This window comes from Acetobacter sicerae, assembly GCF_011516765.1.
In the GTDB taxonomy this organism is placed as follows: domain Bacteria; phylum Pseudomonadota; class Alphaproteobacteria; order Acetobacterales; family Acetobacteraceae; genus Acetobacter; species Acetobacter sicerae.
Map to the genome: position 1 here is coordinate 20,237 of NZ_JAAABN010000002.1, position 17,597 is coordinate 37,833.

Annotated in this window: 20 protein-coding genes and 1 riboswitch; of the genes, 10 read left to right on the forward strand and 10 right to left on the reverse strand. The window is 59.3% G+C overall.

Annotation, left to right across the window (positions count from 1 at the left end):
* Nucleotides 1–2: 2 nt before the first annotated feature.
* The 3 genes from dapA to GVI59_RS02680 all read right to left on the reverse strand — a co-directional run bounded on the left by dapA (nt 3) and on the right by GVI59_RS02680 (nt 2,577).
* Nucleotides 3–896, reverse strand: coding sequence for a 4-hydroxy-tetrahydrodipicolinate synthase (dapA, locus tag GVI59_RS02670; RefSeq protein WP_173572775.1), 894 nt, complete (start codon nt 894–896; stop codon nt 3–5).
* A gap of 74 nt (nt 897–970) precedes the next feature.
* Nucleotides 971–1,837, reverse strand: coding sequence for a prephenate dehydratase (locus GVI59_RS02675; RefSeq protein ID WP_173572776.1), 867 nt, complete (start codon nt 1,835–1,837; stop codon nt 971–973).
* On the reverse strand, nt 1,834–2,577 hold the full coding sequence (locus tag GVI59_RS02680) for a 3-deoxy-manno-octulosonate cytidylyltransferase (protein WP_173572777.1): 744 nt from the start codon (nt 2,575–2,577) through the stop codon (nt 1,834–1,836). Before GVI59_RS02680 ends, GVI59_RS02675 begins: the two co-directional genes overlap by 4 nt.
* A 179-nt stretch (nt 2,578–2,756) precedes the next feature.
* Here GVI59_RS02680 and GVI59_RS02685 point away from each other — a divergent pair, with 179 nt between their 5' ends.
* The 4 genes from GVI59_RS02685 to GVI59_RS02700 all read left to right on the forward strand — a co-directional run bounded on the left by GVI59_RS02685 (nt 2,757) and on the right by GVI59_RS02700 (nt 7,082).
* Nucleotides 2,757–3,227: a c-type cytochrome gene (locus GVI59_RS02685; protein ID WP_173572778.1), complete on the forward strand. Its 471-nt coding sequence runs from the start codon at nt 2,757–2,759 to the stop codon at nt 3,225–3,227.
* 47 nt (nt 3,228–3,274) lie between these two features.
* Nucleotides 3,275–4,075 (forward strand): inositol monophosphatase family protein, encoded by an 801-nt coding sequence (locus tag GVI59_RS02690; RefSeq protein WP_173572779.1) that lies wholly within the window; start codon nt 3,275–3,277, stop codon nt 4,073–4,075.
* Between the two features lie 219 nt (nt 4,076–4,294).
* Nucleotides 4,295–5,548: a phosphoglycerate dehydrogenase gene (serA, locus tag GVI59_RS02695; protein ID WP_173572780.1), complete on the forward strand. Its 1,254-nt coding sequence runs from the start codon at nt 4,295–4,297 to the stop codon at nt 5,546–5,548.
* Nucleotides 5,549–5,585: 37 nt separating this feature from the next.
* On the forward strand, nt 5,586–7,082 hold the full coding sequence (locus tag GVI59_RS02700) for a YifB family Mg chelatase-like AAA ATPase (protein WP_173572781.1): 1,497 nt from the start codon (nt 5,586–5,588) through the stop codon (nt 7,080–7,082).
* A gap of 60 nt (nt 7,083–7,142) precedes the next feature.
* Here the strand turns inward: GVI59_RS02700 and GVI59_RS02705 are convergent, their stop codons facing one another.
* On the reverse strand, nt 7,143–7,322 hold the full coding sequence (locus GVI59_RS02705) for a CsbD family protein (RefSeq protein ID WP_173572782.1): 180 nt from the start codon (nt 7,320–7,322) through the stop codon (nt 7,143–7,145).
* 253 nt (nt 7,323–7,575) lie between these two features.
* Here GVI59_RS02705 and GVI59_RS02710 point away from each other — a divergent pair, with 253 nt between their 5' ends.
* Entirely contained in the window at nt 7,576–8,751 is a 1,176-nt protein-coding gene (locus tag GVI59_RS02710) for an energy transducer TonB (protein ID WP_242012911.1), read from the forward strand.
* A 326-nt stretch (nt 8,752–9,077) separates the two neighbouring features.
* On the opposite strand, the gene GVI59_RS02715 is transcribed toward GVI59_RS02710, so the two are convergent.
* The 3 genes from GVI59_RS02715 to GVI59_RS02725 all read right to left on the reverse strand — a co-directional run bounded on the left by GVI59_RS02715 (nt 9,078) and on the right by GVI59_RS02725 (nt 10,686).
* Complete coding sequence (locus GVI59_RS02715) at nt 9,078–9,470, reverse strand: hypothetical protein (RefSeq protein ID WP_173572783.1); 393 nt, start codon at nt 9,468–9,470, stop codon at nt 9,078–9,080.
* 86 nt (nt 9,471–9,556) lie between these two features.
* A complete protein-coding gene (gene secB, locus GVI59_RS02720; protein ID WP_173572784.1) occupies nt 9,557–10,057 on the reverse strand; it encodes a protein-export chaperone SecB in 501 nt (166 codons plus the stop codon).
* An 89-nt stretch (nt 10,058–10,146) separates the two neighbouring features.
* Nucleotides 10,147–10,686 (reverse strand): histidine phosphatase family protein, encoded by a 540-nt coding sequence (locus GVI59_RS02725; RefSeq protein ID WP_173572785.1) that lies wholly within the window; start codon nt 10,684–10,686, stop codon nt 10,147–10,149.
* Between the two features lie 206 nt (nt 10,687–10,892).
* On the opposite strand from GVI59_RS02725, the gene GVI59_RS02730 reads away from it, so the two are divergent.
* The 4 genes from GVI59_RS02730 (at nt 10,893) to GVI59_RS02745 (ending at nt 14,392) form a co-directional block, all read left to right on the forward strand.
* Complete coding sequence (locus GVI59_RS02730) at nt 10,893–11,570, forward strand: Tim44/TimA family putative adaptor protein (protein ID WP_173572786.1); 678 nt, start codon at nt 10,893–10,895, stop codon at nt 11,568–11,570.
* Between the two features lie 131 nt (nt 11,571–11,701).
* Nucleotides 11,702–12,430 (forward strand): DNA-methyltransferase, encoded by a 729-nt coding sequence (locus GVI59_RS02735; protein WP_242012931.1) that lies wholly within the window; start codon nt 11,702–11,704, stop codon nt 12,428–12,430.
* A 111-nt stretch (nt 12,431–12,541) separates the two neighbouring features.
* On the forward strand, nt 12,542–13,963 hold the full coding sequence (locus GVI59_RS02740) for a cytochrome-c peroxidase (protein ID WP_173572788.1): 1,422 nt from the start codon (nt 12,542–12,544) through the stop codon (nt 13,961–13,963).
* Nucleotides 13,964–14,179: 216 nt separating this feature from the next.
* On the forward strand, nt 14,180–14,392 hold the full coding sequence (locus GVI59_RS02745) for a hypothetical protein (RefSeq protein WP_173572789.1): 213 nt from the start codon (nt 14,180–14,182) through the stop codon (nt 14,390–14,392).
* A 70-nt stretch (nt 14,393–14,462) separates the two neighbouring features.
* Here GVI59_RS02745 and metF read toward each other — a convergent pair whose 3' ends face one another.
* Nucleotides 14,463–15,347, reverse strand: coding sequence for a methylenetetrahydrofolate reductase [NAD(P)H] (metF, locus tag GVI59_RS02750; protein ID WP_173572790.1), 885 nt, complete (start codon nt 15,345–15,347; stop codon nt 14,463–14,465).
* A 63-nt stretch (nt 15,348–15,410) separates the two neighbouring features.
* Nucleotides 15,411–15,698: a hypothetical protein gene (locus GVI59_RS02755; protein ID WP_173572791.1), complete on the reverse strand. Its 288-nt coding sequence runs from the start codon at nt 15,696–15,698 to the stop codon at nt 15,411–15,413.
* 100 nt (nt 15,699–15,798) lie between these two features.
* Nucleotides 15,799–16,002, reverse strand: a riboswitch (cobalamin riboswitch).
* A gap of 58 nt (nt 16,003–16,060) precedes the next feature.
* Here GVI59_RS02755 and GVI59_RS02760 point away from each other — a divergent pair.
* A complete protein-coding gene (locus tag GVI59_RS02760; RefSeq protein WP_242012912.1) occupies nt 16,061–17,038 on the forward strand; it encodes an ArsR/SmtB family transcription factor in 978 nt (325 codons plus the stop codon).
* Between the two features lie 110 nt (nt 17,039–17,148).
* On the opposite strand, the gene GVI59_RS02765 is transcribed toward GVI59_RS02760, so the two are convergent.
* Nucleotides 17,149–17,412 carry a hypothetical protein gene (locus GVI59_RS02765; protein ID WP_173572792.1) on the reverse strand — a complete coding sequence of 88 codons (264 nt, stop codon included), beginning with the start codon at nt 17,410–17,412 and terminating at the stop codon, nt 17,149–17,151.
* Between the last annotated feature and the right edge of the window lie 185 nt (nt 17,413–17,597).

Sequence of the window (17,597 nt, forward strand, 5' to 3'; positions counted from 1 at the left end):
AATCAGCCCAGCAGCCCGGCTTCCGTCAGAGCCGCCCGAACTGTGGCGCGTGTCTCATCCGAAACCGGAACAATCGGCAAACGACAGGTCTCGCCTGCCAGCCCAAGCAGAGAGGCGGCGTATTTCACCGGTCCGGGGCTGGTTTCACAGAACATGGCGTCGTGAATCGGAAGCAGGCGGTCCTGAAGCGCCATGGCCTCCTTCACCTGCCCTTCCCGCCACAGACTCTGCACTCTGGAGCAGAAAGCTGGCGCGATATTGGACGACACGCTGATGCAGCCATCGCCACCCGCAGCGAGGAAGGACACAGCCGTGCCGTCTTCACCAGACAACTGGTTGAAATGCCTGTTCGTTACGGCGCGACGCACCTGAAGCGGACGCAGCAGATTGGCTGTCGCGTCCTTCACACCGACGATATTGCCGTGAGCGGCCAGCCGGGCCGTTGTCTCGACAGAGATATCCACCACGGAACGACCGGGAATATTGTAGAGCAGAACCGGAATCGTGATGGCGTTGGCCACGGCCATGAAGTGCCGGTAAAGCCCTTCCTGCGTAGGCTTGTTGTAATAGGGCGAAACCACAAGAACCGCAGACGCGCCAGCGGATTCCGCATGCTTCGCCAGATCGACCGCTTCCGCCGTGCTGTTGGACCCCGCACCCGCGATGACAGGCACGCGACCTGCCGACACATGCACTGTCCGCTCGACAATCTTGTGATGCTCTTCGTGGGAGAGAGTGGGGCTCTCACCGGTGGTGCCGACAGGCACCAGACCGGATATTCCTTCCGCAATCTGCCATTCGACAAGCCGGTCAAAGGCCGGAAGGTCGAGCGAGCCATCGCGATTCATCGGAGTAATGAGGGCTGTAATCGCCCCCGTGAACATGGCTTCGGTCATTGGCTTTTCTTCTTGTCGTCCGACGCTGCAAAACTCAGGTGTGGCGGTCGGTATGCCACGAATAATGAAAACTGTCAGGCCGCCCCGGCTTTCTTCGGCTGCCGGAAAGGCGACTGGGGATAGACCCCGAGAATACGGAAACGTGCGGAAAAGAACTCCAGTTCCGCAAGCGCCTGCTTCAGGTTCGGCCTGTCAGGCCGCCCTTCCACATCAAGCAGGAATTGGGTCGCCGCAAACGATCCGTCAAGCATGTAGCTCTCAAGACGGGTCATGTTGACGCCGTTGGTCGCAAATCCGCCCAACACCTTGTAGAGAGCGCCCGGCTCATTGCGGACATTGAACAGGACCGTGGTCATGATCGGCCTGTCTTCAGGAAGCGGCAAAGGCTCGCGGGCCGCGATGTAGAAACGGGTCGTGTTGTGCTTTGCGTCCTCGACATTGCGCCGCAAAATCGTCAGGCCATGCAGTTCGGCAGCCAGTTCTGACGCCACCGCCACATCTTCAGGCCGTCCCCACTTCGCGACCATCTCGGCCGCCCCGGCCGTATCGAATTCGGCCACCGGCGTCAGATGCAGATCCTTGATGACCCCCCTCACCTGCCCCAGCGCCATGGGATGCGTGTGAACCTTGCGCGCCTGTTCCAGCGTCGCGCCCGGCACACCCATCAGGCAATGTTCCACCCGCTGGAAATGCTCGCCAACAATGTGCAGACCGGCTTCCGGCAGCAGCGCATGAATATCCGGTACACGACCGGCAAGATTGTTCTCGCAGGCCAGCATCGCCAGATCCGCCCGGCCGTCATGCACGGCGGAAATGGCGTCGGCGAACGTCTCACAGGGAACGGTCGTCCAGCCGGGATAGGCCGTGCGACAGGCGAGATCGGAATAGGCTCCGGGCCGCCCCTGAAAGGCAATCCGCCCGTGCGAGTGTCCGGCCGTCACAGCTGCTCTCCCAAAATCCGACGCGCCCTTTCCAGATCCTCCGGCGTATCAACACCGAACGGCGCTTTTTCCACGCGGGAACATCCAATAATCATGCCGTTTTCCAAGGCTCGCAACTGCTCCAGACGCTCTCTTTTTTCCAGCGGTGACTCCGGCAGCGCCACAAAGCGCTCAAGCGCCTGTCGCCGCCAGGCATAAACGCCGATATGATGCCACAACGGTCCTGCGCCCCACGGAATGCAGGACCGGGAAAAATACAGCGCCCGCGTGCTCTGTGTCTGTTCAGAGGCAAACGAGCACGCAACCTTGACCACGGACTCAGCCTGCGCTTCCCGCTCTTCCGTTATCGGCGCGACCAGCGTGCCGATGTCGATCGCTGGGTCCTGCAGCGGGAGCAAGGCCGCCTGAAGCGTCACCGGTTCCAGCCCCGGCAAATCGCCCTGCAGATTGACGATTACATCATGCCGTCCAGTCGGATCGACCTCACACAGGGCCGCATGGACACGATCCGAGCCAGACGCCAGATCAGGGTCGGTCAGCACGGCCTCACCGCCCGCCCGCCTCACCACATCGACAATTTCCTGTTCGGCGGCCGCCACAACCACACGCCCGACCGCCGCTGTTTGAGCGCGTTCGAGGACATGAAGAATCATGGGGCGTCCCGCAATGTCGGCCATCGGTTTACCCGGCAGACGTGAGGACGCCATGCGGGCGGGAATGATGACGATCGGGCTGATCATTGCAGCGTATGGAAACCTGAGAGTGGGAGAAAACGGCGAGCATTCAGCCGACGGCTTCACATGAAGCGGACCGCACTCTAGGAAAGACAGTCGATTGACGCAACTGCGCCCCGAAACGCCTGCCCGGCAGTCTTTTTTCCGGCAGGTTCGGAGCGGCATACAGGGACGCCCACTCACCAATGGACTTCGCGGCAGCCAATCGTGGGGCTTTTGTCATCCTTCTCGTCACGGTGATGATGGGAGCGTCATTGCTCACGGGATCCATGGTGATCCCGGACCGTCTCCCCGCCCGGCCGGTCATTGTCACGGCGGAAGACGATCCAGCCGCACCGTTGCCCGTTGGCAATGTCGAACAAGGCGCCACTCTGGCCAACGCGACCTGCTCCCGCTGCCACAGCTTCACACCCTCTGCTCAGGACTCCGCCGGACCTTCCCTGTTCGGCGTGTATGGCCACCCCATCGGCAGACAGCCGGGCTATGCCTATTCCAGTGGTCTCGCTTCTCTTGGTGGCCAATGGGACGACGCCCGACTGAACGCCTGGCTACGAAATCCTGCCGCCTTCAGCCCCGGCACACGTATGTCATTTCGCGGCCTGCCTGACGTGGCCGGACGCGCCAATATAATCGCGTGGCTCAAAACCCTGCACTGACGGTAGAATTACCCGAATCCTTTCCTCAACCAGAACGGAAACCACCCATGTCCCACGATCTCGACCAGTTTGTCCGAACGGCTCACGCGCTCGCAGACGTGGCCGGGGCTGTCATCCGTCCCTTCTTCCGCTCCCGGCTCACTGCTTCCGACAAAAGCGATGAAAGCCCGGTCACGATCGCCGACCGCATGGCCGAACGCGTGATGCGGGCCCAGCTTGCCGAACTGCATCCCGACCATGCGATTCTGGGAGAGGAATTTGGTCTGCACGGAAGCACTGGCGGTTATCAGTGGACACTCGACCCCATTGACGGCACTCGCGCCTTCATCACGGGACGTCCGACCTTCGGCACACTGATTTCACTGTCCTTCGAGGGCAGGCCGATCATCGGAATCATTGACCAGCCCGTCACCGGCGAGCGCTGGATCGGAGTTGCAGACCGTCCGACGCTGTTTCGCTCCGGATTCGGTCAGCCCTCGGGTTTCACTCCCATCACGACCCGCCCGTGCAGCAGTCTGGCGGAAGCGGATCTCTCCTGCACATCACCTGAAATGCTGGAAGATGCGCTCCGTCCCGTGTGGAGCAGGCTGAAAGCCGCCGCCAAGCGGGTCAGCTGGGGGGGCGATTGCTATGCCTACGGTCTGCTGGCTGGCGGGCATATCGATGTCATTGCGGAGTGCGACATGAAGCCGTGGGACTGGAGCGCCCTGGTCCCGGTCGTGGAAGGCGCCGGCGGCGTCATGACCGACTGGAATGGCCAGACACTACGTCACGATGGCGATGGCACCGTTCTCGCCACTGGTGACAAAGTGCTTCACGAAGCGGCAGTCGCCTGCCTTCGTTCCTGACAACACAGCCTTTTTACGCGCCTTCGGGACGCCCGGGCAGGTTAATTTCCGCTTCGCGGGAAACGTGCTATGAGGGCGCACCCGTTAGGTTGCCTTCCCCGGCAACTTCGTCTGGATGCTTTGTCCGTGAGGATTTCCCATGATCCTGCAGGCAGAAATTAAGCTGCTCCGGGCAATGCCACTCTGGCCGGGGCCGCTTTAACAGCACGAGCGAACTGAATGACACCTCATCTGTCCCTCCCGAAGGACAAAATCCGCATCCTGCTTCTCGAGGGCGTGCACGACAGTGCTGTCGCACTCCTGAAAGCCAGTGGCTATGAGAGCGTCACCCGGCACAAGGGCGCCCTTGAAGGCAACGCCCTTAAAGAAGCCCTTGAGGGTGTGCATGTGGTGGGCATCCGCTCCCGCACACAACTGACCCGCGAAGTTCTCGAAGGCGCGGACCGCCTGTTCGCCATCGGTTGCTTCTGCATCGGAACAAACCAGGTGGACCTCAACGCAGCCCGCGAACTGGCGATTCCCGTGTTCAACGCTCCCTACAGCAACACACGCTCCGTTGCTGAACTGGTGATGGGCGAAATCGTGATGCTGCTGCGCCGGATCTTCCCGCGCTCCGTCGGCTGTCACGAAGGCAAGTGGGACAAGTCCGCCGTCAACAGCTGGGAAGTCCGCGGCAAGACGCTCGGCATCGTCGGCTATGGCTCGATCGGTTCGCAGCTTTCGGTCCTCGCCGAAGCCTTCGGTCTGCGCGTCCTCTATTTCGACGTTGTGGACAAGCTGCCGCACGGCAACGCAACGGCCTGCGACACGCTGGAGACACTTCTGTCCGAGAGCGACATCGTCAGCCTGCATGTTCCGCAACTGCCCAGCACGAAGAACATGATCGGCGCGGAGCAGATCCGTCAGATGAAGCCGGGTTCCTTCCTCATCAACAACGCCCGCGGCAACGTGGTCGATCTTGATGCGGCAGCCGAAGCCCTGAAATCCGGTCACCTTCTGGGAGCCGCCATCGACGTGTTCCCGGTCGAGCCGAAAGTGGCGGGCGAGCAGTTCGTCTCTCCGCTCCGCGGCCTCGACAACGTGATCCTCTCCCCGCACATCGGCGGTTCGACCGTCGAGGCGCAGGAGCGCATCGGTGTGGAAGTCGCCCGCAAGCTGGTCGAATACTCGGATATCGGCTCCACTCTTGGCGCAGTGAACTTCCCGAGCGTGCAGCTGCCGCAGAGCCCGCGCGGCACACGCTTCATGCACGTGCACCACAACCTCCCCGGCGTGATGTCGAAGATCAACGACATCTTCTCTAACGAAGGCTGCAACGTCACGGCGCAGTACCTCCAGACAGACGGCGAGATCGGTTACGTCGTGGTTGACGCCGAAACCGGTGGAAACGACGACAAGGACATGCACCTGCTGTCCCTGCTGCGGGAGCTGAAAGGCACCGTGCGCGCACGACTGCTCTATCAGGGCGCCTGACGCCCTGCCTCGGCGCGTGTTTCCCCGGGAAAGCTGAATGATCAACACACGCGTCCGGGCTTTTGCTTTCTCGGGCATTACGGCCGTTCCGGTCTGGGTGGAAGTCCAGATCGCGAACGGCCTCCCCGCTTTCCTGATTGTCGGACTGCCTGACAAGGCCGTCGGTGAAGCGCGTGAACGTGTCCGCGCCGCCATGACCTCCATGGGTCTGGCCCTTCCCCCCAAGCGAATCCTTGTCAATCTGGTGCCTGCCGATCTTCTCAAGGAAGGCTCGCATTTCGATCTGCCGATTGCCCTCGCCGTGCTGGCGGCCATGGAAATCATCCCGATCGAGGAACTCGGACGTTATGCCGCTCTGGGAGAACTTTCTCTCGATGGCCGCATCAACCGTGTCCCGAACGTCATCTCCGCCTCACTCGGCGCAGCAGAAATGAAGCTCGGTCTGATCTGCCCCGCCGTGCAGGGCAGCGAGGCGCTCTTCGGCGGCAATCCCGATATTCTTGCCGCGTCAGACCTTCTCGGACTGGTCAATCATTTTCGCGGCGAGCAGGTTCTGTCGCCTCCGGTCATTTCCGCCACCGATGAAATCGCCCACCCATTCCCCGACATGGCCGATGTAAAGGGAATGGAGGTCGCAAGGCGCGCACTGGAAATCGCAGCAGCCGGTGGCCACTCCATCCTGATGTCCGGCGCTCCGGGTTCCGGAAAATCCATGCTGGCGGCGCGTCTGCCCGGCCTGCTGCCGGATCTCACACCACTGGAAGCGCTGGAAGTCACCCGTATCTACAGCGCTGCCGGGATCATAAGCGAGGACGGAGGCCCGGTGCGCCGACCGCCCTTCCGTGACCCGCATCACTCGGCCAGCCAACCGGCCCTGATCGGCGGCGGGGCCAAGGCGAAGCCGGGTGAAATCAGCCTCGCGCACCGAGGCGTTCTTTTTCTGGACGAGCTTCCGGAATTCTCAAGACAGGCTCTGGAATCCCTGAGGCAACCGCTCGAAACCGGCCAGACGACAATCGCCCGCGCCGCAGCCCACATCACCTACCCGGCCCGCTTCCAGCTCGTAGCAGCCATGAATCCCTGTCGGTGCGGTTACCTCGGCGACGCCAGCCGGGAATGTCGCAAAGCACCGCGATGCGGAGAAGACTACCTGAATCGTCTCTCCGGCCCTTTGCTGGATCGTATGGATCTGTGGGTCAGTATGCAGCCACTCTCGCCGGTCGACATGATGACCGCACCTGCAGGAGAAAGTTCCGCAACAATCAGGGAACGTGTAGCGGCTGCGAGAAATTTCCAGCATGCACGGGGACAGGCCGTTCGCAACGCGGAAGCCAACCCGGATCAGTTTGAACTGGATAATGACGCCAGAGCCTTGCTGGCCGATGCCGCAAGAAAGCTGCGTCTTTCAGCGCGCGGCTTCACACGGCTTTTGCGTGTATCACGCACAATAGCTGACTTTGAGGCCGCACCCCTCATCGGCAAACAGCACGTCGCCGAGGCTGTCAGCTTCAGGCACCGCAGCCGCCTGTCCTGAAGGCTGTCTGAAGACCCGCCTTCAGACGATCACGCACTGAAGACGGGAAACAGGAGACAATCAGATATCGTTGATAGTCCCTTTGACCTTCCCCTTGATATCTTCACCTTTGCCCTTGAGCTTCTGCACCTTGCCTTCGGCCTCAAGCTCTGGATTGTCCGTCGCCTTGCCAATGCCTTCCTTGACGCTGCCGGCTACCTTGTCGGCTACACCCTGCAGCTTGTCTTTGAACTCACCCATGATGTGCTCCTTTTTCATCTTACCCCCATCATGTGAAAGGGGTGTATTTTTAGAACGCAGCACACCTCAGGAGGTTTCATCCGGACGCCGGAAGGAAACCTCATCGATACCGCCTCCCAAAGGAGGCAGACAGTATCGTCAAGATACGTGACATTTTGATAAGCAACAGAGGGGTAGCCACACTTCCCTCCCGGTGGCAATGTGCGGTAACAGTCCCTGAATACCAGCGTTTCTGATTTCTTCTTCCGGAGACATGTTCACCTCCATGACGGCGTCGCCACGGCCTTCAGCTACGCCCGGAACGAAGAAAGAGCCCTTGCTCGTCGGCACCGGGAAACAGCGGGATACCTCCACAACGAGACACCGTGTTCAGGAAGATGAAACTGACGCGGCGGGTCGTATCGGCCTGCGGCCTGCGTTTATCGCTAAAACCGGCGCTTACCGTAACCTCAAATCAGCAAAAACACCGCTCTCGCCCAGACAGGTCTTCGCGGATCCGGACCTGCTGTTCATTTTTCTGTTTTCCGCACTGCTCCACGCGCTTCTGCTGGCCTTCGCCATCTATATGTCCCTGTATCACTCCCCACGCGGCAATCCGCAGGCGACCGAGACCGGCACTGTAGACATGATGTTTGTCACACCCCCGGCAGAAAGCGGCATGAAAGGCGAGCACTCGGACCAGCAGGCAGGCGGAACCTCCGCGACAAAGTCCTCGCAAAGCAGCGAAACCCAGCCTGAACAGTCTGAAGCGGCCGAAGGCACGGATCGTCCCACTCCGGAAACACCCGCGGCTCCCCCAATGCCGGAAGCCCCCGCGGACGAAAGCTATCCGAAACCGACCAATGAAACGGCTCCGGTCAATCCGGCTTCCAACAAGGCCGGGAAAGCAAGCCGCCAGACAACAAAGCAGTCCACCCCACACAAACAGACCGCCCGACAGACACAGACCCGTCAGCGGGCGCCGTCACCTTTTGACTCCATGACCGACCTGTCACTGGACCAGTCATCAGCGCCGCCCCGCCCACGCCATCACGGCCGTACAGGCGGCTCAGGCGGTCCGATCGATCTGTCTCTCGGACCACTGGTGCAGAACGGTAAGCTGAACACACCCTTCGCCACCCGTAGCACGGTACGTGGCGTCAGCGATGATTACAGCGAGGAAGTCGATCGCTGGATCAGACGGCATATGTATTATCCGGAAGAAGCCGCACAGAACGGCGAGGAAGGCCCCTCTTCCGTCCATGTCGTGCTGGATCGGTCAGGAAACGTGCGATTTGTGCGTCTGACGAACCAGTCAGGCTCCTATCTGCTCGACGCAGCCACGACAGGCATGTTCCGCAACGCCCATCTTCCGCCGATACCGCCGGGAATTACGGGCGATCATTTCGATCTGGATGTGACGGTGAATTACATTCTGATCCGCCATTAAAGGCGGCCCTCAATATCTGGAACCATTGGCCAGGGATCGGGCATCCCCGCCTGCTTCAGATCGAAGAGATCGCGCGCCCTTCATGGCGTCGCAAGAAAGCCGCACAAGGCGGCCATCCTGATTGCAGATTGGTGGGATTACCTGAAACTTCTGATAGGCAACAGACGCTTACATATGCCGCAAACAGAAGACAGAGCAACGCTCTGCGCTTACTTTAACAAACCGGGATCAAAGGGATTGCACCCCTTTACAGGTCCGGGACAAAATCCCGAAAACAGCAGGCAAACCCCATTACAGCCAATTAGCCCCGCGCAAGCGGGGAACACTCAGCGGCAAACGCGTTTGCTGTTATCGGATGCGATATAGGTCTGGGTCGCCGGATCAAAACAGGCGTTCTGCGTGCAGGCTCCGCCATTGGTCAGCGGCTGCGGATAAATCACCTGCCCCATGGCGTTCGCTTCACGTGCGGAGGTTCCGCAAAGCGGCGTGTTGACCGGAGCAGAAGGATCATTCACGAGCGTCTGCCCCTCTGGCGGCGGCGTCTCCGTGACAGTTCCCGGCGGGAATGTCTGCGGAGGAATACGGCCGGGACGGACAGTAGACGGAGCACCAGGATGCTCGGCGCATCCTGAAAGACCAAAGGAAGAAAACACCAGCGCCGCCGCCATCAGACCCACATGAACAGCCTGAAACCGGTTGCGGGATGAAAGATGGGCCATGCAGTCTGCTTCCTCTAGTCTGTCATATCAAACATCTGTCGCAGGGAACGACTGATGGAAATTTTCGTTCCCTGCGTCAGGACAAATCAGGCGTGGCCGACTGTCTGGGATGCTTCGGCGCGACGGGCCTGCCACAGAGCCACAAAGTCGATCGGCTGCAGCACAACCGGCGGGAAACCACCGTCACGCGTGACATCACTCAGAATGTTACGAGCGAACGGGAAGATCAGACGGGGCACTTCAACCAGCAGCAGCGGCTCAACCAGCTCGGCAGGCGGGTTGTTCAGCGTGACAACGGCGGCATAGGTCAGCTCGGCGATAAACACCTTGCGGCCAGCCGGACCACCCTCGGAAGCCGGAGCCTCATCAGCTTCCGCCTTGATCGTCAGGGCGACTTCAAAATGCGGCTGATCGTTCTGAAGACGATTGGCCTGCACGTCGATATTGACGGAAATCTGGGGAGCCGCTGTCAGAGCCGTGAAGATTTCAGGACCATGCGGCACTTCGAAGGACAGGTCCTTCGTGTACTGAAGATTGACGGCAAGAGGGAGAGCCGGCGGGATTCCCTGAGTCGTGGTATCAGACATGATGGTCCTTTTCCTTCATATTCGGACGAATTCGCCCTTGTGTAGTGCCCGGCGGTAGCATGACGAACCCCTTTCGCCAACCATCCGCTTCAGGAGATGTCTGGCGGCACGGTCGGATCAAGTCGGAACCATGAACCGTTCTCAACGCTGCTTCGGGTAAACGCCAGCAAAAACGCCCAGTGAGAGACAACCAGCGTGTCACGCCACATCGGCGATGCCGCCATCTCGGCCCGGAACAGCGCGGCCCGCTCCTCCACGGCCTCCGGAGACTCGATGGCGGAGCTCCACCACATCTCATCCAGTCCCGAGAAATCGATCTTCGGCCAGTTCAGCGCCAGCTCGGCGGGCGGGCTGCCGATGTCGCAGGAGAAAGCAGCTCTCTCCCGGATCAGAGGGTTGATGGTGGGCGTGATGTTCAGCGCGCGCGCAATCGGCTCTGCGGTCTGAAGCGCCCTTGTATAAGGAGAGACAATGATGTGCCTGATCCCCTCGCCCACCAGCGCCTGGACAAGCTCTTCCGCCTGTTTCTCCCCCTTCTCGGAAAGCGGCGGGTCAGCAATGCCGGGATCCTTTCGGGTCGCGGTGAAAAGCCGGTTGAACTCGGACTGACAATGACGAAGAACAATCATGGCTGTTCAGATAGGGGCAACGCCACCCTGTCCGCAATGGCGCACAGGGCAGAAAAACACTCTGCTCCCCCCGTATGAATGTCCCGTTCTCAGAGCAAATATGAACGGGGTCATTGCATGGCGGGAGAGCGGACCTTATTCTAGAAGACTGATTTCCTTTTGCCGGGCGACAACCGCGCCGGCATCCATGTTGGGTGACATTGCTGATGGACGGCTCTCTCGGCCACTTTCCGGTCGATATTGTAATTTTCGCGCTGATTGCAGCCTTTCTAGCTCTGCGCCTGCGCAGCGTTCTCGGCAAGAAAGTCGGCTTCCAGATCGCGCCCGCGCCACCTCCGGCACAGCAAGCTCCCGCAGGACCGGTTATCGACGGCAAGGCCGAACCTGCCCCGGACACGCGTCTCGACATCCCCGCACCCAATACCCGGGTCGGCGCCATTCTCGGTCAGGTCGCCCAGAAAGAATCCGGCTTTGTCCCCCAGCAGTTCATGACGGGCGTCGAAGGCGCTTTTCGTCAGGTCGTGGAAGCCTATGCGGCGGGTAACCGCAATGTGCTCAAAGAGCGCCTGACACCCGACGCCTATGCCGCTTTTGATGCCGCCCTCACGGCGCGTGAACAGGCCGGGGAAACCCAGAAAAGCGAAATTCGCGGGATCGACAGTCTGGCAATCGAGGATGTCCGCCTCAATGACAGCCCCGTCGGAACCGCAGCCTCCATCGATGTGCGCATTGTGTCCGATCAGATCAGCTTTGTGGTGGACAAGGACGGGAAACCCGTTACCGGCACCGACGCCGTGACCGAGTTCTCCGACCTCTGGACATTCGAGAAGCTGCTCGGTGTCGCCGGCTCAAGCTGGCGGCTGGCGGCGGCCCGGAGTGCGTGAAGCGCAAGACTGACGGCGCGTCAGCACGGAAAGCGGAGACTGAAAAAACCTCTCCGCCTCCCCGCACCCGCCGGTATCGCATTGGTCAGCAACAGATCGTTCAGGGAGACTGCCTTCGGGTCCTGAAAAGGATGAAGGCCGAGACAGTTGACGTCGTCATCACCTCTCCTCCCTACAATATCGGTCTGGGTTACCTGTCCTATAAGGACCGCCGCAGCGAGGACGATTACCTCGACTGGATGATGGACGTGGCGCGCGCTGTCCGACGCGTCATGAATCCAGAGGGATCGTTTTTCCTGAATATCGCAGGCACTTCCTCGGAGCCATGGCTTCCGTTCGAACTGGCTGTGCGTCTGCGTGAACTTTTTGTGCTCCAGAATCATATTTCATGGGTCAAGTCGATCGCCGTCGGTGAGACATCGTTCGGCCACTTCAAGCCGGTCAACAGCGGGCGCTACCTCAACCGGAATCATGAGCACCTTTTTCACCTGACATTAAAGGGTGATGTGCCACTGAAACGGCTCGATGCCGGTGTGCCGTTCAAAGACAAGAGCAACATCGCCCGTCGTGGTCATGCCCAGGATCGGCGCTGTCGGGGCGATACATGGTTCATCCCTTATGAAACGGTGCGCGACAGACAGCAGAAATTCAATCATCCGGGCACCTTTCCGATCGCATTGCCCGAACTCTGCATCCGGCTGCATGGACAGCCTGCTCCTGTTGTTCTCGACCCCTTCATGGGCACGGGAACAACCCTTCTGGCCGCAGCCCGCCTGCAGGCGCACGGCATCGGGATCGAAATCGATCCTGCCTACGTGGCGATCGCCCGCCAGAGACTGAAAGATCAGTCCTCCGATTGATCTCGATCATTGATCGATTTTGGCGATGATTTAGACAAATATAATCGTTTTGACAGGATGCAGCCGTATCCTGCACATACGGGTTACAGACATTTAATTCTGGAGAGAGTTGTGAAACGTATCGTCGCAGGACTGATCGGTGCCGGGCTGGTGGCCTATGGCGGGACCGTCGCCTATATTCAGCACTTCGATCATCAGGGAGGACCAACCCTCCCGGCAGAGTCACCAACACTGAAAGACCCGGCAGCAAAAGCCGCCTTCGATGTGCTGCGTGAAGCCCGGTGTGATTACTGTCACACGAAAGGCGCTGACCTGCCCTTCTACTTCAAGCTGCCCATCGCCAGCACGCTGATGCAGCATGATCTGGAACAGGGTCTGCGTCACTTCCGCATGGAGCCGGTGATCGCCGCCTTCCAGAAGGGCGATGTTCCCACCGAGGAGCAGTTGTCCCGCATTGAGGAAGTCATCACGCAGAACCGCATGCCGCCGTCGCTGTATCTGCTGATTCACTGGCACGCCCACCTGAACGAAGACCAGCGCAAAGCCGTCCTGACATGGATCGATGCGGAACGCCGGGCGCATTACGCAGGCAATGGTGTCGCGGCCAAATTCGCAGCCGAACCCGTTCAGCCCATCCCCGAGAGCTGGCCTGTCAACGCCGACAAGGTCGCGCTGGGTGAGAAGCTGTTCTTTGACAAGCGTCTGTCCGGTGACAACACACTGAACTGCGCAAGCTGTCATGGGCTGGACAAGGGCGGCGTGGACAATCTTGTGACGGCAACAGGTATCGGGGGCCAGAAAGGTCCGATCAATGTCCCGACCGTCTACAATTCCGTCTACAATATCGTGCAGTTCTGGAACGGTCGCGCTGCGACACTGGCCGAGCAGGCAGCAGGACCGGTCATGAACCCCGTGGAAATGGGATCGCACGACTGGAAAGACGTCGCCGCCAAGATCATGAACGATCCGGATTACGGCGCGCAGTTCGCCGCCATCTATCCAGACAAGCCGATCGGGCAGGACACCATCACGGATGCGATCGCGGAGTATGAGAAAACCCTCATCACCCCGGACAGCAAATTCGATCTGTATCTGAAGGGTGACGACAAGGCCCTGACGGATCAGGAGAAGCACGGTTACGCGCTCTTCAAGAGCATCGGCTGCTCCGGCTGTCACAGCGGCCCCGACATGGGTGGCGGCGCCATGGAAGTCATGGGTCTCGAACACGACTACTTTGCTGACAGAGGCGGCGCTTTCACAGCTGCCGATAGCGGTCGGGAAGACGTGACCCACGACAAACTGGACAAGTCGCGCTTCCTGGTGCCGACCCTGCGTAACGTCGCCCTGACGGGACCCTGGTTCCATGATGGAAGCGTGAAGACGCTGGAAGATGCTGTCCGCAAGATGGCGTATTATCAGACGCCTGACGCGAAGATCTCCGATCAGGATGTCTCTGACATTACGGCTTTCCTGAAGACGCTGACCGGCAAATACAAAGGCGTGCCGCTGGAGCAGGTCAAAGCTACGCCCTGATCTGAACTTTCCGCCCTTCACCGTGTTCTGGATGAAGAGCCTGCGCCGTACTATCGCCCCTATTCAGGAGCGATAGTATCCGCAGTCTACAGATATCAGAACACACCGTGATCGGGCGCCCCCCGGATCATGTGAACTATTTTAAAACACCATGTCAGAGCATCGCATGATCGGTCAGACCGGACAGATCGTGCTCTGACTGCTCAGGAGGTCCCCATGCGACGGCTTGTTCTTCTTTGTATTGCTCTCACAATGACAGCGACGCTCTCTGCCTGCGCGGACTATGGACACCGGCATCATCACAGGGGCTGGAGTGGCCCGGGCGGCTATAATCGTCCCGGTGGCGGCATGGGCCCCGGCGGAATGAACGGCGGCGGAATGGGACCGGGAGGACCGGGAGGCATGGGCGGCGGTCCACGCGGCTACTGAACCTTCTCACACACAAAACGTCCGGACGCCTTCGGAGAAATCCTTTCTCTCCGAAGGCGTTTTTTTATTGTCAGTAAAACCGGCAACCCAGCAGACGGCACAGAGCGAAGGAAGCTTCAGAACGATTGAGCGTGTAGAAATGAAAGCTCTTTACATCGTTCTTCTTCAGCATCTTGCACATGGCCGACGCCACGGTGGTGGTGACCAGCGACCGCGCTCTGGGATGATCATCCAGTCCTTCGAACAGATCCTGTAGCCATGCCGGCACTTTCGTTCCACAAGCCTTCGCGAATGTCATGGCCTGGGCAATGTTGCCCACTGGCAGAATACCCGGCACGAGATCGACATCGATCCCATGCGCAGCCACACGGTCCCGAAAACGCAGGAACGTCTCAGGTTCAAAGAAGAACTGGGTAATGGCCCGCGTAGCCCCCGCGTCCACCTTCGCTTTCAGATTATCGAGATCCGCTTCAGCGCTGACGGCTTCCGGATGCACTTCGGGATACGCCGCTACGGAAATCTCGAACGGAGCGATATTCTTCAGTCCACGAACCAGATCGGCCGCATTGCGGTAACCTTCGGGATGAGGAACAAAGCCCCCACTTCCCTCCGGTGCATCACCCCTCAGCGCGACGATATGACGAACACCGTTCTCCCAGTATGTCCGGGCGACAGCGTCCACTTCCTCACGACTGGCGCCGACACAGGTCAGATGCCCAGCAATCGGAGAATTCGTTTTGTGAACGAGTTCTTTCGCAATCTCGATCGTGCGCTCCCGGGTAGAGCCCCCTGCCCCGTAAGTGACTGACAGAAAAGCCGGATGACTCTGCGACAGAAGCTGTGCAGCATTCATGAGCGGCTCAGCCGACTGACCTTCCCTTGGAGGAAAGAACTCGAAAGAGACAGAAAGCTCCTCAGCCCCGACTGGTGCTTTCTCATGAAACTCTGACAACATATTTCAATACTTTCGAATATCAGTAACAACCGATGACGACTCACTGCACCGGTCAATAACGGTTTATGGTCCGGCGCGAAGAATGCGGGCAGCCGCGACTTCCTCCCATTTGCGCGGCTTCAGATCGCAGTCCGGATTGATCCATATCTGCTCAGGCTTGAGCCGTTCGCGAGCCGCGTGAAGAAGATCGACCATTTCAGCAACTGTCGGGACACGGGGCGAGTGAATGTCATATACCTCCGGCCCAATCCCCGCCGGATAGGAGCGATTGGCGAACGCATCCAGAGCCGTCTTGAGTTCACGTCGGGCTCCGATACGCGAAAGCCCCAGCGTTGCAACATCCACTGTCATATCAAGTCTCTTTCCAATAGCATTGGACCAGGCTTTACGGATTTTACGCGCGTTCCCTCACCGTGACAGAGCACGCTTGTCCGCCCGGGCACCCCGTCGGTGGAGGTTCGCTGTCATGGCAGGTCTCCTGGCTCGCAGGCCTTCACGACCACGCTGTCTTCCCGGTTGCTTTCGCTTCCAGTGACGAATGATGCGCGCCGCCCGCCGCTTACAGTTGCGGGGACAGCGTTGGTCTCTCACCAACTTCCCTCTTGGCCGCAGCCTGTCTGAAGCAGGACGTGGAACCATGTCAGACGGCTTTCGTAATTGTGCATTTCCACAATGTCAAACTAATTGCATATATAAGGATATTGTTATATATAATGGAAATGAACACCGCTCTTGAACTCTTTCAGGCGCTCGCCGATCCGACGCGCCTGCGAATCTTTGCTCTTCTGCGCGCCATGGAGCTTTCCGTGGGCGAACTTGCGCAGGTGCTGGGACAGAGCCAGCCCCGGGTCTCACGGCATCTGAAAATCATGGATCAGGCCGGACTGATTGCTCGCCGGAAAGAAGGAAACTGGGTGTTTGTCACACTCGGCGCGGACCGGATCGTCAAGCCGGTGCTGACGGCGCTGGACAGTTGGCAGCAGGAATCAGATCCGGAAATGGAAGCCGACCTGACCCGTCTTGCCACAGTCAGATCGGTGCGCGCCAGAGAAGCTGAAGAGTGGTTCGAGCAGAATGCCGCAGGGTGGGACACCATCCGCTCGCTCTATGTGAGCGAACCGACAGTCGAGGCGACCATCAAAATCCTTCTTGGCCCGGAGCCTGTCGGGCGTCTGGTCGATATCGGCACCGGTACGGGACGAATGATCGAACTGCTGGGACCAGCCGCAAAAAGCTGTATCGGAGTTGACCGCAGCCCGGCCATGTTGCGTATGGCGCGAAGCAAGATGAGCGGCAGCCAGAACATACAGGTGGAATGGCGGCAGGGTGATCTCTCAGCGCTGCCTCTGCCTGCCGACAGCATGAACACGGCCATCATGCATCAGGTTCTGCATTATGCGCAGCATCCCGGCGCCGGTCTTGCTGAAGCCGCCCGCGTCCTGAAACCGGGAGGACGATTGCTTGTCGTGGACTTTGCTGCCCATGACAGACGCGAGTTACGCGAAGCCAATGCTCATGCCTGGCTGGGATTTTCAGCCGAACAGATGACTCTCTGGTTCAGGGAGGCAGGTTTCAGCGAACCGGAATGCTATCGTCTGGAGGGAGAGATTGCGGTGTGCCTCTGGCTGGGCTGGAAGATCGGTACCATTGCCGATCATTCTGAAAACAGTTCCAAGAGTCAGACGCATTGAAAAAGGATCTGCGTCGCAATCAAATGATTTCCATTATTGGCGGCCGGTTATGCCAAAAACAAAAAAGCAGGGCCAGCAAAGCCAGCCCTGCCCGGTAAAAGATCGAAGCCTCAGACCTCGTCTTCGTCCTCATCGTCTTCTTCATCATCTTCGATGACAACGGCGACGGTGATTTCAACGCTCTCGTCTTCAGCCTGAAGCTTGTCGGCCGTGTCTTCCGCCACGTCCTCATCTTCGTAAAGCATGGCTTCGTTGGGATCGTCGGTCCACTTTGTCTCAGGGTTCCAGAAAGAGAGATCTCCGTTCTCGGCCTCGCGCTGGATCAGAAAGCCGACAACGACTTCGTCATCAAGGTTGATTTCGTTTTCGCTCATGGGGCAGCCCTTTCGTTGCTCCGTTTGATATGCGAGGCATCGCACATTGTGCAGGCCAGCATAAGGGGCTGTCTGCCTGACTGCGATGATATTTTTACTGCATGAGCTGAAATTACCGAAAGCCCGAATATAATCAGTCGGATGGGCGTCTGCGTCGCTTACAGCTTGCAGTTGTCTTCCCGGCA